This is a genomic window from Mediterraneibacter gnavus ATCC 29149 (assembly GCF_008121495.1).
Classification (GTDB): domain Bacteria; phylum Bacillota; class Clostridia; order Lachnospirales; family Lachnospiraceae; genus Mediterraneibacter; species Mediterraneibacter gnavus.
Map to the genome: position 1 here is coordinate 1,740,214 of NZ_CP043051.1, position 15,558 is coordinate 1,755,771.

The following is a 15,558-nucleotide window of genomic DNA, read 5'->3' on the forward strand; positions in this document are numbered from 1 at the left end:
TCTGTTTTCCAATGGGCGGATTGCCCGTGATACTCTGCCGGAGGGCGTTTACTGCTACGACCTGCGCGGTTCTGACTATGACCCCGGCGATCCGATTTATGTGGAGGACCGAGTTGGTGTAAATCATGCAGGCTCTGTGATTCTGGCAGAACCCTTAGACCTTTCAAAAGAAGGGTATCTTCGGTTGACCGAGGAAGAAGGGCTGAATTTTGTTGGCGGCTTTTCTACCCTCGCCCAGTTTTTGCAAGAACAGAGGAAAGACCGCCACACGGAGGAAGTGGAGGCTGAAAGCATCTCCTATGCAGTCTGCAAGTATTTTGGCATCGAGACCGGAGAAAACAGCTTCGGCTATATTGCCAGCTGGAGTCAGGGCAAGGAACTGAAAGAACTGAGAGCCAGTTTGGAGACCATCAATAAGACCTCCGGCACTTTGATCTCTGACATTGAGCGCCACTATAAGGAAATCTGCAAAGAGCGTGGGATTGATTTGCACCCCAAAGAAGAAATGACCACTGCCACCTCGGAAATACAAAAAGAGTCCGAAACCTTTCGATATTACATCACAAAGGCGGCGGCTGATGCGGGTGTTTATCCCTTCCAAGAGGGCTGCAAGGTACATTTCACATCAACACTGGAAAACTACGAGGATGGAAAGGTACAGGCATTTGGTTATGTGGAATACCTGGAAAAACTCTCACCGGAAGAAATTCAGGAGTATGACCTTACCCCTGCCGGAGAAGCGGTAAGTAAGGAAGAAACCATTTGTTATTATGCAGCAGAGTGTATGGAGTTTCCAAACCTCGGAGAATACCACGATAACCTGTCTTTGGAGGAAGCAATTCGCATTTATCAGGAGATTCCGGCAGAGCGAATGAACGGGATCAAGGGCATTGGCTTTGAGCTGAAAGACGGAAGCGACTATGAAGGACCTTTTCCGATTTTGACCGGGCAGACCATTGACCTGGATACCATCCAGGCAATCGACTATTACCGTGACAATCCGCTGGTACAGAAAGCGGTAAAGGAACTGGCTGCGGCCATGCCAGAAATGGAGGTGCTGGGGGCGGACGCCAATCAGCAGGAGGCTTTGTTTCTGATCAACGATGCCACCTATCTTCATATCCAGCCCTGTGACAGCGGATGGGACTACACCCTTTACGATGCTGCGTCCATGAAAGAGATGGATGGCGGTCAGCTGGATATGCCGGAGCTTTCCCGCATGAAGGCAGTTCTCCAGATTTGTGATGACAACGATTTGGGCAAAGACTCGGTAAAATACGCACCGTTGTCCATCATTGAGACCTTGCAGGAAGCTGCCTATCAGCAGATGCAGGCAGAGGCCAGTCAGATGGCTACTTCTTCCCAGCTGCCGGAAGCACAGGAGCAGGCACTGGATGAATACCCCATGCCCGATGAGCAGGTCTCCACACCGGATATGCAGGAATACGGATACTCCTATGATGGGATGCTCCCTGTTACCAGAGAACGGGCGCTGGAACTGGATGCCGCCGGTTTGACTGTCTATGTGCTGCATAAGGACAATACGGAGAGCATGGTGTTTGACACACAGGAGATCATGGAGCATGGCGGTCTTTGCGGTGTGGACCGTGAGGAATGGGAGAAAAGCCCTCAGTTCCATGAAAAGGTCATGGAGCGTCAGGAACATCAGCAGGAACGAGAACAGGCATTTCTCTCCCAGAATAGAGATTGCTTTGCCATCTATCAGGTAAAGCATACCGATGAATTGCGTGACATTCGCTATGAAGGGATGGACTGGCTCCGATCCATCGGGCAGGCAGTAAAGCGTGAAAACTATGATCTGGTCTATACTGCGCCGTTGGAATCCTGCAATTCTCCGCAGGCTGCTGTTGAACAGCTTTATAATCAGTTCAACAACAATCATCCGGCAGACTACCACCATCCTTCTATGAGCGTCAGCGACATCGTTGCGATCAGGCAGGACGGTAAGGTATCCTGTCATTACTGTGACAGCGTTGGTTTTACCCAGATCCCTGGATTCTTGCCGCAAAATCCTCTGAAAAATGTGGAGATGACCGTGGAGGACGATTACGGCATGATCGACGGTATCATCAACAATGGCGCAAAAGAGCCTACGGTGGCAGAGTTGGAACAGCAGGCCCGAAGCGGTCAGCCCATTTCCCTGATGGACTTGGCTGACGCCGTTCATCGGGAGGAACGGGAAAAGAAAAAATCCGTTGTGGATCAGCTGAAAAGCCAGCCCAAAGCAGAACACAAAAAGACAGCACCCAAAAAGACAGCACCCAAAAAGAGTGCGGAAAGGGAGATTTGATTATGGGAAACTTTACTTTTGAGGAAATGAACCTGATGTGCATTTACAATACCGGCAGCCGCACCGGATTGATCGACAGCCTGCGTGAGATGCGCGGCGAGCTATCACCGGAGGAAACGGAACTGAGGGAGCTAACCGACAGCGCCCTTACGAAGCTTTGTGCGATGACCGATGAGGACTTTGCCCAGCTGGAGCTGTACCCGGATTTTGACCAATAAGCCTAAAGCTGTTCTTTGTAGGGGTCAGAAAGCTATTTATTCTACTATTTTTTCAAGTAGAGTTTTACCAAAAAAGGATGTAGCTCCTTGACAAGATGATGTATAATGTACTTATGTAAATTAGAAAGCACCAAGGAGTTTTAGAAATATGAAAAAGCTAATAGAAGTATCATTAAAATCTATCATTTTCTTTGTTGGATGGGCAATTTGCGCATCAGTTATACCGATTCCTGATATTGACAATGCAGCGTTGTGGAGGTTTTTTGCAGAACTAATACCGTTTTTAGCGATTGTTGTTATGACCGTCATTTTTTGGTTTGTAGATCATAAAAAAACCAAGTTACATCTCACACAACGCCCCGTCTATAATAGTACATTAGGAGGGATAGTGGGACTAAGCTGGTTAGGTATATCTGTTGGTATTTTGCTTTTTACCGGGTCTGCGCGGATAGAAGATACTAATCATATTTCTATGCTTTGGCTCTGGATACTATCAGCCTTTATCAACACAATTATGCAGGAAATGTTGGTTCGTGGTTATCTATATCAGATGATAAAGAGAAACTACAATGTAGTTGCGGCAACTATTGTGTCTACCATGCTGTTTACTTTTGCACATGGAGGTGCTTTTGAAGCGGGAATTCTCCCTGTTTTGAATGTTTTGACAATGAGTTTGTTTATGACAGCGGTTTTGGAATATACAAATTCTTTGATTGCCCCTATAATCATTCATTTTCTCTGGAATAGTGTAGGAGCGATTATTTTGGGAGGAGTATCACTTGCAGAGGACTATCCGCATTTGTTTAATATGACATTCGGTGGCAATCAACTGCTATCTGGTGGAATTTATAAAATTGAAGGCAGTGTTGTAGTATTTGTTTTGAATGTGCTTATGATAATTGGATTTATTGTGGCAAAGAAAAAGAAGAATATTGCATAAGAAGCCATAAAGCAACAAGCAGGAAATCTTTTAGGTTTCCTGCTTTTCTTTTACCCAAAAACCGAAAGGAGGACAGAACACTATGCCAACCAAAGCTGAACGATATGCACAGATGGCGGACAAGGTGGCAACACAGCTCACGGGGAGCTGGCAGGAATGGGCAGGGTTTCTCACCACTGCTTCCCGCCTTTACAAATACCCGTTCCATGAACAGCTGATGATCTACGCCCAGCGACCGGACGCCACCGCCTGTGCAGAGTACGACCTGTGGAATGAAAAGATGGGCCGATATGTAAGGCGCGGTTCCAAGGGGATCGCTCTAGTGGACGATTCCGGGGACAGACCACGACTGCGCTATGTCTTTGACATTTCCGACACCGGAACCCGTGAACATTCCCGCACTCCCTGGCTATGGCAGCTGGAGGAGCGCCATCTGGATTCGGTGCAGGCCATGCTGGAGCGCACCTACGATGTCTATGGTGATGACCTTGCCGGACAGCTCACCGAGGTAGCCGGAAAACTGGCTGAGGAATACTGGACGGAGCATCAGCAGGACTTCTTCTATATCGTTGACGGTTCCTTTTTGGAGGAATATGATGAGTATAACATCGGAGTGCAGTTTAAGGCAGCCGCCACCGTCAGCATCACTTACGCTTTGATGTCCCGCTGCGGACTGGAGCCGGAACGCTACTTCGACCACGAAGATTTCATGGCGATCTTTGATTTCAACACCCCGTCCACCATCGGGGCGCTGGGAACAGCGGTCAGCCAGATTAACCAGCAGGTGCTGCGGCAGATCGGCGTCACCGTCCGAAATGCAGAGCGCGAAGCCACCCAAGAAGAAAGGAGCAAGCAAGATGAACAATCCCATGACCTACATCCAGAACGGAGACTATCTGATTCCCGACCTGAAGCTGAGCCAGCAGCCGGAGAAACCCCTGGGCAAGTACGGCAGGATGAGGAAAACCTATCTGAAGGAACACCGTCCCATCCTCTACAACCAGATGCTGCTGAGCGAGAAGCTGTACCCGCACCTTCTGGAGATCGACGAGACCGCCCAGAACAGACTGGAGCAGATGATGCCCCAGCTGGCGAAGGAAGCGGGAGCCACCGAGGAACTGAAAGCCAGCGATCCCATGAAGTGGGTGGGGCTGATGAACACCTGCAAAGCCCAGGCAGAGGAGATCCTGATGGCGGAGCTTATCAACAGCTGACCCTAAACCTGTTCCTCTCCGAAGCGGAACAGATCCAATCCATAGATGAAGCAGAGAATGTAGCGCATACATCCTCTGCTTTTTCTTTTGCCCAAAATGACATCGACCATGTGCTGCGTTTGGGCGGCAATACAGACCGCCAGAGGGAGCGTGTGGTTGCAGCCTTTGAAAAACAGAAAACCACCGCTGAGATTGCCGAGATACTGAAAACGCTGTACCACGGCGGCAACGGCCTTGGCAGCGTGAGCGCATGGTATGCCGAGGATGGTATCCATCTTTCTCACGGGAAGTCTGTCCGTTATGACAGGTCTGCCCAGGTCATTTCCTGGGAGAGCGCCGCGGAGCGTATTGGGGAGCTTTTGGAGAGCGGCCAGTTTGCCTCCAATGTGGAGCTTGCAGAAGCGGCAGGCTATGAACGCTCCCTCCTTGCCACAAAGTTCTGGAACCTATATCACGATCTCAGTGAGGACGCCAGAGAAGCCGGATATTTGTCCTGCCTGTCAGAGATCAAAGGCAATGGGTTCCCGGAGGAGACCCACCGTCTGACGGAGCAGCTGAGTGACCCGGCTTTCCGCCAGGCCCTCAAGGAAGAATACGCCGCCTTCTGGACCGCCTATCAGCAGAACCGTGACCTGTTGCGCTTTCACTATCATAAACCAAGGGAGATCTGGGAGAACCTGAAGGAACTTGACCTACCACGCAGAACTTTTACTTCTGACCTTTCCCAAATGCCAATCGTCCAGCACTTCATTACCGAGGATGAGATCGACGCCGCCATGACCAGAGGAAGCGGTATCTCTGGTGGTAAAGGCCGTATCTATGCCTTCTTCATGGAAAACCATACGGATAAGGAAAAAGTGAGATTCCTCAAGAACGAGTATGGCATGGGCGGCTACACCCATGCACTGTCCGGCGCAACCTTTAGCGGCGAAGGCCACGACGGAAAAGGAGTGCACTATAAAAAGCAGGACTGCCCGGATGTTCACTTGAACTGGGAAAATGTTGCCAAGCGCATTACCTCTCTTGTTCAGAAAGGCCGCTATCTTACCGAACAGGAACAGGCGCAGTATGACAAAATCCAGGCTGAAAAGGAACTGGCCGAAGAAGATGCCATCCAAGCCCAGCAGCCGGAGGTGGAGGAAGAAACGCCAAAGCCTACCCTTCGGGAGCAGTTTGAGCAGTATAAGCCTGTGGTAACTGCCGCCATTTCCGAGGATGCCGCATACTGCAATGCCTGCGGTCATTCTGACCGTGAAAATGCTGTCATCGAGGGCAATGCTGCTGTGCGCCGTGCGGTCCTTGGTTCTAAGGATATGGAGCTGATCCGCCTTTATTCTGATATACCGGAGTTCCGCCAGCGTCTGCACCGGGAAGTGATCGACGAAACCTATCCAAAGCTCCATGAACTTCTGCGCCCTCTTTCTCAAGAAGATATTGATACTGCCCTTTGTGCATGGAACGGCAATATTGAGAGTAAACACGCTGTCGTCCGCTATATGAAAGACCATGCAAGAGAGAAAGATACCGCTGCATGGCTGGCTCAGGAATACGGCGGCAGTAACAGCAACAGCCTGTTCATTACTCGTGCCGGAAGCCCGGAGGAAATGCAGCTGCCCTGGCCGAAGGTACAGCGCCGGATTGCCCAGCTCATTCAGGAGGACCGGTTCTATACCGAAGAAGAACAGGACCGTTTTGACAACATCGACCCTATCGCCATCAGGGAAGCCCTGGAGGAAAGAGGGATTGTCAACGGTCAGGTGACAGAGCCGGAAAAACTGGACAATGACCCATTTATCCAACAGGTGATGTCGGATGCAGAGCAGATCGCAGCTGCCGAGACAGAGCAGCCTTCCGAAGTTTCCATTTCCGATGAGGAATATGATGCAGTTCGCCGCCCAACTCCGCAAAGAACCTCCTATGACCCTGCCGCCCCAGTTTATGCCGTGGGCGATACCGTGTATATCGAGGATGACGCCTATCAGATCACCGAGCTGCGGGATGACACCGTGCAGCTTCTGCCCACCGGTATGGTGTATCCCATCTACCGTGCAGAACACAAAGAACAGTTTGAACAGCTGCTTCGTGCAGATCGCCGCAATGCTTACTATACCGAGTTTCTTCCCGTTGACCCGAACAAAGCCGATCAGGACCTGCGGGATGTATTGGCTCATGGACTGATGGATGAAGCGGATAAAAAACAGGTTTCCACGCTGCTGCAATCCGGCAGGAGCAACAGCGAGATCGCCTACTGGCTGAGTAGAGCCTATCCCCATGAGATCGAGACTCTGAATCTGGAGACCGGCGATATTGCCGATTACCGTACCACGGCACAGGGCATGGAGCTGGAAGTCCTGGACGCAGAGGAAAAGCGTCTGGCTGTGCTGTATTTTCGCTGGGATGAAGTTGCGCCTTTGCTGCGCGGGATGTATGCCCGTAAGCTGGATGGCTTTGGACAGGAGCAGTCAGAACCAACTGCCGAATCCCCGACCTTCCATTCCGAGACCGTGGCCGTCTATCCGGGCGACAAGAACAATCTGCCTTATGATGTGGTGGTGGAACGGCTGCATATTGAGGAGCCGGAGCCGCCAGCCCCTGTGACAGAGCCGGAAAAAACCTTTGAGGAAGTGCTGGACGAACACCCGGTTTCCATTCAGGTCAATGGCCAGTGGCAGACCTTCCCGAATGTCAAAGCTGCCGAGGAAGCCTCCTATGAGGAATACAAGGCTAACCTGCGCAGCAATGCACAAAACTTCCGTATTACCGATGAGCATTTGGGAGAAGGCGGTCCGAAAGCCAAGTTCCAGGCCAATATCGAGGCAATCAAGCTGCTGAAATACCTGGAGGAAACCACCGGACAGGCAACGCCGGAACAGCAGGAGGTTCTTTCCCGCTATGTGGGCTGGGGTGGCCTTGCCGATGCCTTTGACCCGGAAAAACCGGCATGGGCTTCAGAGTATGCCCAGCTGAAAGAGCTGCTGACCCCGGAGGAATATACTGCCGCCAGAAGCTCCACCCTCAACGCCCATTACACCAGCCCTACGGTCATTCAGGCCATCTATGAAGCGGTGGGCCGTATGGGATTTGAGACCGGAAATATTCTGGAGCCGTCTATGGGTGTGGGCAATTTCTTTGGAATGCTGCCGGAGGAAATGAGAAACAGTCGTCTGTACGGTGTGGAGCTGGACCCTGTTTCCGGGCGCATCGCAAAGCAGCTCTATCCCAAGGCGGACATCACAGTAGGCGGCTTTGAGACCACCGACAGGCGTGACTTCTTTGACCTTGCCATCGGCAATGTGCCTTTCGGTCAGTATCAGGTCAATGACAAAGCCTACAACAAGCTGAATTTTAGTATTCACAACTACTTTTTCGCCAAAGCACTCGACCAGGTGCGTCCCGGTGGCGTGGTAGCTTTTGTGACCTCCCGCTATACCATGGATGCCAAGGATTCCACCGTGCGCCGCTATCTTGCCCAGCGTGCTGAGCTGCTGGGAGCTATCCGTCTGCCTAATGACGCGTTCAAAAAGAATGCCGGTGCCGAGGTGGTATCGGACATCATCTTCCTCCAAAAGCGGGACCGCCCGTTGGACATTGTGCCGGAATGGACCCAGACCGGACAGACAGAGGACGGGTTTGCCATCAACCGGTATTTTATCGACCACCCGGAAATGGTGCTGGGCAGACAGGAGCCGGTAAGCACCGCTCATGGTATGGATTACACCGTGAACCCCATCGAGGGACTGGAGCTTTCCGACCAGCTGCATGATGCGGTGAAGTATATTCATGGCACTTATCAGGAGGCAGAGCTGCCGGAGCTTGGCGAAGGCGAAGCCATTGATACCTCCATTCCTGCCGACCCCAATGTGAAGAACTATTCCTATGCCATTGTAGACGGGCAGGTGTACTACCGGGAAAACAGCCGTATGGTGCGCCCTGACCTCAACGCCACCGCAGAAGCCCGCGTGAAAGGTCTTGTGGGACTGCGTGATTGTGTGCAGGAACTGATCGACCTTCAGATGGATGCAGCGGTTCCGGACAGCACCATTCGGGAGAAGCAGGCAGAACTGAACAGCCTCTATGACAGCTTTTCTGCCAAATACGGTCTCATCAATGATCGTGCAAACCGTCTGGCCTATGCAGACGATTCTTCCTATTACCTGCTCTGTGCGCTGGAAGTCATCGACGAGGACGGAAAGCTGGAACGCAAGGCGGATATGTTCACCAAACGGACCATCAAACCCCATCAGGCGGTGGCTGTGGTGGATACAGCAAGCGAAGCACTGGCGGTGTCTATCTCGGAAAAAGCCTGCGTGGATATGAGCTATATGAGCCAGCTTACCGAAAAAACAAAAGAAGAACTGGCCGGAGAACTGCAAGGCGTGATCTTCCGTGTACCGGGACAGTTAGAGAAAGACGGCACACCCCATTATGTGACTGCTGATGAATACCTTTCCGGCAATGTACGCCGCAAACTGCGTCAGGCGCAGCGAGCGGCACAGCAGGACCCGGTTTATGCAGTCAATGTGGAAGCTCTTACCGCCGCCCAGCCCAAAGACCTGGATGCGTCGGAGATCGAGGTGCGTCTGGGCGCTACCTGGATCGACAAAGAGTACATCCAGCAGTTTATGTACGAGACCTTCAACACCCCGTTTTATCTCCAGCGCAGTATCGAGGTCAACTATTCGTCCTTTACCGCTGAATGGCAGATCAAGGGGAAATCTTCCGTATCCTACAACGATGTGGCAGCCTACACCACCTACGGAACCAGCCGTGCCAATGCCTACAAGATTTTAGAGGACAGCCTGAACCTGCGAGATGTCCGTATCTATGACACCATAGAGGACGCAGACGGAAAAGAGCGCCGCGTGCTGAACGCCAAGGAGACCACCCTGGCTGCCCAAAAACAGCAGGCGATCCGGGAAGCCTTTAGGGATTGGATCTGGAGAGACCCGGAGCGCCGCCAGACTTTGGTGCACCAGTACAACGAAGAAATGAACTCTACCCGTCCCCGTGAGTATGATGGCAGCCATATCACTTTTGGCGGCATGAACCCAGCCATTACCCTGCGGGAACACCAGAAAAGCGCCATCGCCCATGTGCTGTATGGCGGTAATACCCTGCTGGCACATGAGGTGGGCGCGGGCAAAACTTTTGAGATGGTGGCCGCTGCGATGGAAGCCAAACGCCTGGGCTTGTGCCAGAAATCTCTTTTTGTGGTTCCAAACCACCTGACCGAGCAGTGGGCGTCGGAGTTTCTGCGCCTCTATCCTTCCGCCAACATCTTAGTCACAACAAAAAAAGACTTTGAGACCCATAACCGCAAAAAGTTCTGCGCCCGTATTGCGACCGGTGACTACGACGCCATCATCATGGGACACAGCCAGTTTGAGCGTATCCCCATCAGCCGGGAGCGTCAGGAACGGCTTCTCTATGAGCAGATCGACGAGATCACCGAGGGCATCGCAGAGGTGCAGGCCAGCGGCGGCGAGCGTTTTACCGTCAAGCAGCTGGAGCGTACCAGAAAATCTCTGGAAGCCAGACTGGAAAAGCTGCAAGCCGAGGGGCGAAAAGACGATGTGGTAACTTTTGAGCAGCTGGGTGTGGACCGATTGTTCGTGGACGAGGCCCACAACTATAAAAACCTGTTTCTATACACAAAAATGCGAAATGTGGCAGGCTTATCCACATCGGACGCGCAGAAATCCTCCGATATGTTTGCCAAGTGCCGCTATATGGATGAGATCACCGGAAACCGTGGCGTGATTTTTGCCACCGGCACCCCGGTCAGCAATTCCATGACCGAGCTTTACACCATGCAGCGTTACCTTCAGTATGAACGCTTGCAAGAGCTGAACATGACCCACTTCGACTGCTGGGCTTCCCGATTTGGAGAGACCGTCACAGCATTGGAGCTGGCACCGGAGGGAACCGGCTACCGGGCAAGAACGAGATTCAGCAAGTTCTTTAATCTGCCGGAGTTGATGAACCTGTTCAAAGAGGTGGCCGACATCAAGACTGCCGACCAGCTGAATCTGCCTACCCCGGAAGTGGAATACCACAACATCGTGGCGCAGCCTACCGAACATCAGCAGGAAATGGTCAAGGCCCTTTCGGAGCGCGCATCGCTGGTACACAGCGGAACCGTTGACCCGTCCCAGGACAATATGCTCAAGATTGTGCGCTGCTAAGCGCAAAAGTATATCTCCCCCGCAGGGGGACATTATTAAAAGTAAATAATGGGAACAACCAACCTACCTGGAGAGGAAACTCAAAGGGGACAATCGCATGTTGGTAAAGCGGATAAGGAGTTAATCGCAATACTTCGATGCTCCGCAAGTTCCGTATCCTATGGTTAAAGCTATACTGCCTGAACCTTAGTTCCGACTTGGTGCAAAGCATCGCCCATCGGAAAGCGATTGATACCGATGTCATTGTATGCTCGTTGTTGTTGATTTTGGACGAGTAACTTTTTGCAATGAAAGAGCGCACAGTGAGTGCGAATAAAGGGACGAACAAGGAACCTAAGGGATACTCGATACGTATACTTTTGACGAATAGCAGGATTGCCTAAAGGGGGAGACCCCCATGGTAACGGAGTCACCATAGTAGTCCGAGCAAGGGAAAGCCTTGTACATGGCGAAGGGTGACAGGTAATTTCGATTAGTTAGAAAGGAGTAGGTGCGTGAGATGCGTACAGCCAAAACTGTTTTAACGGTCATTCAAGAACGTGGAAAACAAAAGAAACCTATTGAAAGAGTTTACAAGCTCTTATTTAACCGTGAATTATATCTGAATGCCTATGCTAAGTTATACCCGAATAACGGAGCAATGACAAAGGGTGTTACAAATGAAACGGTAGATGGAATGTCCATTCAGAAAATAGACAGAATGATTGAAATACTCCGTGAGGAGAAATATCAATGGAAACCAGCAAGACGGGAATATATCAAAAAGAAAAATGGTAAGAAGCGTCCGCTGGGGATTCCTGTATGGGGAGATAAAGTATTGCAGGAAGTAATGCGTCAGATTTTAGAAGCGTATTATGAGCCACAGTTTAGTGAACATTCCCATGGTTTTCGTCCAAACAGAGGATGTCATACAGCACTACAAGAAATACAGGTATGGAAAGGAACTCGCTGGTTTATTGAGGGAGACATTTCTCAATACTTTGATACAATCGACCATAAAATTTTACTGGAAATACTTGCAAGAAATATTCATGATGGAAGATTTATCCGTCTGGTATCGAATATGTTAGAAGCTGGATACTTGGAAGAATGGAAATTCAAGCAGACAATCAGCGGTGTGCCTCAGGGCGGAGTTATCAGTCCGATACTGGCTAATATTTATCTCAACGAATTTGATAATTGGATTGAAGAAGTCTTAATCCCAAAATACACAAAAGGGAAAAGGCAGAAATCTAATCCAGAATATAACAAGTTGACCGCTGAAATCCAAAAACTCAGAAAGGAGGGAGATGCAAAGACAGCCCATCAGCTTGTGGTTGAACGCAGAAAAATACCTTCTGTTAATACGCAAGATGAGAATTATCGCAGATTGCGCTATGTGAGATATGCGGATGATTTTCTACTTGGATTCACTGGCTCTAAAGCAGATGCAGAAGAAATAAAAGAAGAAATAGGAAGATTTCTAAAAGAGAAATTAAATCTGATAATGTCAGAAGAAAAGACTCTAATAACAAATGCAGGCAGTCAGGCGGCAAAGTTTCTTGGATATGAAATCAAAGCACAAAGGGTCAATGACTATATTGACCCAAAGGGGCGCAGAGGAGCAAATGGAGCAATCGCACTATTAGTCCCTGCAAAAGTAATTGAAGAAAAATGCAAGAAATATATGAAACGTGGAAAAGCAACTCATAGGAATAATCTTCTGCAAGATGATGATTTTTCTATTGTACAGACATATCAGCAAGAGTACAGAGGACTGGTGCAGTATTATATTCTCGCACAAAATTTGTCTTGGTTCTCGAAGTTGTACTGGTATATGGAAACTTCATTATTGAAAACTCTTGCGTGTAAACACAGGTCATCTATCAATAAGCAAAAGGCTAAGTATAGAACAACCATAACAAGTACAAGTGGAAAAACAGTTCCGTGTCTGCAAGTTGTAGTAGAACGTCCTAATAAAAAGCCATTAGTTGCGACATGGGGAGGAATTTCTCTTGTGCATAAACGAAAAGCTGTTATAGAGGATATACCATACAAGGTATATGGTGGGCGAACAGAATTAGTTAAAAGACTGTTGGCAGAGAAGTGTGAATTATGTGGAAGTACTAAAAATATAGAGGTACATCATATAAGAAAACTTGCAGATTTAAAGAAGAAAGGACAGGCAGAAGTACCTAAATGGGTACAGATAATGTCTGCCAGAAAAAGAAAAACGCTTGTGGTATGTCGGGAATGCCATGTAGCAATCCACAATGGTAATATAACCAAAAGTTCTTGAAATGGAATTACTGGGGAGCCGGATGATGCGAAAGTATCACGTCCGGTTCTGAGGGGGGATAACGGAAAAGGAGCCATTGCTACCTCGCCGGTATCCTACCCGACACCTCGGATGGCCGCAAGCTGGGGCTGGACCAGAGGATCGTCAACCAGATGCTGCCGGACGAACCCGGAACAAAGGTCAATCAGTGTGTGGACAATATCATGCAGATCTGGCGGGATGGCGAAGCTGACAAGCTGACCCAGCTGGTGTTCTGCGACATTTCTACCCCGCAGGCAAAAGCCCCTGCAAGCAAGGCGGCGAAAACGCTGGATAATCCGCTGCTTCATGCACTGGAAGGTGCTGTGCCCCTGCCGGAGCAGGAACCGGCCTTTACGGTATATGACGATATTCGTCAGAAACTCATTGCCCAGGGGATGCCTGCTGACCAGATCGCTTTTATCCATGAAGCAAACACCGAAGTCAGGAAGAAGGAGCTGTTCTCCAAAGTCCGTACCGGTCAGGTGCGTGTGCTTATGGGCAGTACGGCTAAGATGGGCGCAGGTACCAATGTGCAGGACCGCCTTGTGGCGCTGCATGACCTGGACTGCCCGTGGAGGCCGGGAGACCTTGCCCAGCGTAAGGGCCGTATCGAGCGCCAGGGCAACCAGAATCCTCTTGTCCATGTGTACCGCTATGTGACCGAGGGAACCTTTGACGCATACCTCTGGCAGACGGTGGAGAACAAGCAGAAATTCATCAGCCAGATCATGACTTCTAAATCGCCGGTGCGCTCCTGCGATGATGTGGACGAAACGGCGCTTTCCTTTGCCGAGATCAAGGCTCTGTGCGCCGGAGACCCCCGTATCAAAGAGCGTATGGATTTGGATGTGGAGGTATCCCGTCTGAAGCTGATGAAAGCCGACCACCAGAGCAAGCAGTATCGTTTGGAGGATCAGCTGCTCAAATACTTCCCGGAGGAGATTGAAAAGCACAAGGGCTTTATCAAGGGCTTTGAATCTGACCTGGAGGTTTTGGCAGCTCACCCTCACCCGGAGGACGGCTTTGCCGGTATGGAGATCCGTGGAGACCTGCTGACCGATAAGGAGAACGCCGGTGCAGCCCTTTTGGACGCCTGCAAGGAGGTCAAAACCTCCGATCCGGTACAGATCGGCAGCTACCGGGGCTATGCCATGTCTGTGGAATTTTCCGCTTGGAAACAGGAATATACACTCCTGCTGAAAGGCCAGATGACCCACAGGGCAACCCTTGGTACAGACCCGCGCGGAAACCTTACTCGTATCGACAATGCCCTCGCCCAGATGCCCCAGCGTCTGGAGGCGGCAAAGGCCCAGCTGGATAACCTTTATCAGCAGCAGGCTGCCGCAAAGGAGGAAGTCGGAAAGCCATTCCTTTATGAAGAAGAACTGAAAAGCAAAAACGCCCGTCTGGTGGAGCTGGATACCCTGCTCAACATTGACGGAAAGGGACCGGCACACGATGAAGCTGTCGTTGCCAAAAGCACACGGCCTTCGGTATTGGACCATCTGAAACGCCCGGTGCCGCCCCGCAGTATAGACAAGAAACCAAAACAGCATGAGGAGGTGCGATAACATGAATACCAACGATTTGAATACAGCCCTTTATGAAAAGATGGCTGCTGAGCAGGACAAATACAGGGACTGGCTGAAAAGCCAGCCCCCGGAAGAAATCCTGCACCACACCTATGAGTATACTGTCCGTGAGGACATCGTGATGGCGATGGAGGAACTGGACCTGACCGATGCACAGGCACAGGCTCTTTTGGAGTCTCCCTCTCCGCTGGCGGATGTGTACCGCTATTTTGAAAAGCTGGAGACCGGCTATATGGATGTAATAAGGGACAGCATTGAGAACCGTGCCGATGATGTGTGCAGAGCCAAAGAAGAACTGCAAACAACGCCGGTTTATCCCCATTCTGCCGCCTATGCAAAAGAACATGGGGAGCTGGAGCAATACCGGGCTTCCAACAATGTAAATCTCCAATGCAAGGAGGCTATTGAAGCGGCGGTGCGGGAACACTTCGACGGAATGTATCTCAGTCACGATTCGGCAAAGGGTGTGATCGAGACCTATGGCATGGAGCGTGTGTCGCTGGTCCTTGCCAACACCGTTCAGCTTCAGGACTGGGATGGGCGCTACTCCCGACGCAACAAAGAATGGGCTAAGAGCATTCCCAACGAGAACCCCGAAACCGTCCGATGTGGTTATGTCCTGAACAGCCACCCTGCTGTGCTGGATGGATTTATTGATCTGGTGCGGGAAGAACAGCAGCGCAGCCGTACTCAGGGAGAAAAGATACAACCGTCTCGTCCCTCTGTACGGGATAAGCTCAAGCAGGAACTGCCTGCCCATAAGCCTGCCGCCCCGAAAAAACGGGAACCGGAGCGATAA

General features: G+C 50.6%; 8 protein-coding genes and 1 pseudogene. 8 read left to right on the forward strand and 1 reads right to left on the reverse strand.

Annotated features, from left to right (window positions below; genetic code table 11):
- Position 1: 1 nt before the first annotated feature.
- The 3 genes from FXV78_RS18835 to FXV78_RS08560 all read left to right on the forward strand — a co-directional run bounded on the left by FXV78_RS18835 (position 2) and on the right by FXV78_RS08560 (position 3,469).
- Positions 2–2,311, forward strand: a complete 2,310-nt coding sequence (locus tag FXV78_RS18835) for a YodL domain-containing protein (RefSeq protein WP_465220339.1) — start codon at positions 2–4, stop codon at positions 2,309–2,311.
- Positions 2,312–2,313: 2 nt separating this feature from the next.
- Complete coding sequence (locus FXV78_RS08555; protein WP_002570996.1) at positions 2,314–2,529, forward strand: transposon-transfer assisting family protein; 216 nt, start codon at positions 2,314–2,316, stop codon at positions 2,527–2,529.
- 148 nt (positions 2,530–2,677) lie between these two features.
- Positions 2,678–3,469, forward strand: a complete 792-nt coding sequence (locus FXV78_RS08560) for a CPBP family intramembrane glutamic endopeptidase (RefSeq protein ID WP_004841040.1) — start codon at positions 2,678–2,680, stop codon at positions 3,467–3,469.
- Between the two features lie 409 nt (positions 3,470–3,878).
- Here the strand turns inward: FXV78_RS08560 and FXV78_RS18230 are convergent, their stop codons facing one another.
- Entirely contained in the window at positions 3,879–4,340 is a 462-nt protein-coding gene (locus FXV78_RS18230; protein WP_233447365.1) for a hypothetical protein, read from the reverse strand.
- On the opposite strand from FXV78_RS18230, the gene FXV78_RS18235 reads away from it, so the two are divergent.
- The 5 genes and pseudogenes from FXV78_RS18235 to FXV78_RS08580 all read left to right on the forward strand — a co-directional run bounded on the left by FXV78_RS18235 (position 4,339) and on the right by FXV78_RS08580 (position 15,558).
- Complete coding sequence (locus tag FXV78_RS18235; protein ID WP_430472407.1) at positions 4,339–4,683, forward strand: TnpV protein; 345 nt, start codon at positions 4,339–4,341, stop codon at positions 4,681–4,683. The genes FXV78_RS18230 and FXV78_RS18235 overlap by 2 nt on opposite strands.
- The gene (locus FXV78_RS08565) at positions 4,611–10,868 is read left to right on the forward strand and encodes an SNF2-related protein (RefSeq protein ID WP_330404604.1); all 6,258 of its coding nucleotides are present in this window, start codon (positions 4,611–4,613) and stop codon (positions 10,866–10,868) included. The genes FXV78_RS18235 and FXV78_RS08565 overlap by 73 nt, the downstream gene beginning before the upstream one ends.
- Before the next feature lie 700 nt (positions 10,869–11,568).
- Positions 11,569–13,146 (forward strand): reverse transcriptase/maturase family protein, encoded by a 1,578-nt coding sequence (locus tag FXV78_RS08570; protein WP_274600882.1) that lies wholly within the window; start codon positions 11,569–11,571, stop codon positions 13,144–13,146.
- Positions 13,147–13,238: 92 nt separating this feature from the next.
- Positions 13,239–14,738, forward strand: a pseudogene (locus FXV78_RS08575) (SNF2-related protein); the annotation flags it as partial.
- Position 14,739: 1 nt separating this feature from the next.
- Positions 14,740–15,558, forward strand: coding sequence for a DUF3848 domain-containing protein (locus tag FXV78_RS08580; protein ID WP_004841035.1), 819 nt, complete (start codon positions 14,740–14,742; stop codon positions 15,556–15,558).

Coding starts and splice junctions, on each gene's coding strand:
- FXV78_RS18235 (WP_430472407.1), top strand. CDS start 4,339: ATGACCTACATCCAGAACGGAGACTATCTGATTCCCGACCTGAAGCTG.
- FXV78_RS08580 (WP_004841035.1), top strand. CDS start 14,740: ATGAATACCAACGATTTGAATACAGCCCTTTATGAAAAGATGGCTGCT.
- FXV78_RS08560 (WP_004841040.1), top strand. CDS start 2,678: ATGAAAAAGCTAATAGAAGTATCATTAAAATCTATCATTTTCTTTGTT.
- FXV78_RS18230 (WP_233447365.1), bottom strand. CDS start 4,340: ATGGGATTGTTCATCTTGCTTGCTCCTTTCTTCTTGGGTGGCTTCGCG.
- FXV78_RS08570 (WP_274600882.1), top strand. CDS start 11,569: ATGATTGAAATACTCCGTGAGGAGAAATATCAATGGAAACCAGCAAGA.
- FXV78_RS08555 (WP_002570996.1), top strand. CDS start 2,314: ATGGGAAACTTTACTTTTGAGGAAATGAACCTGATGTGCATTTACAAT.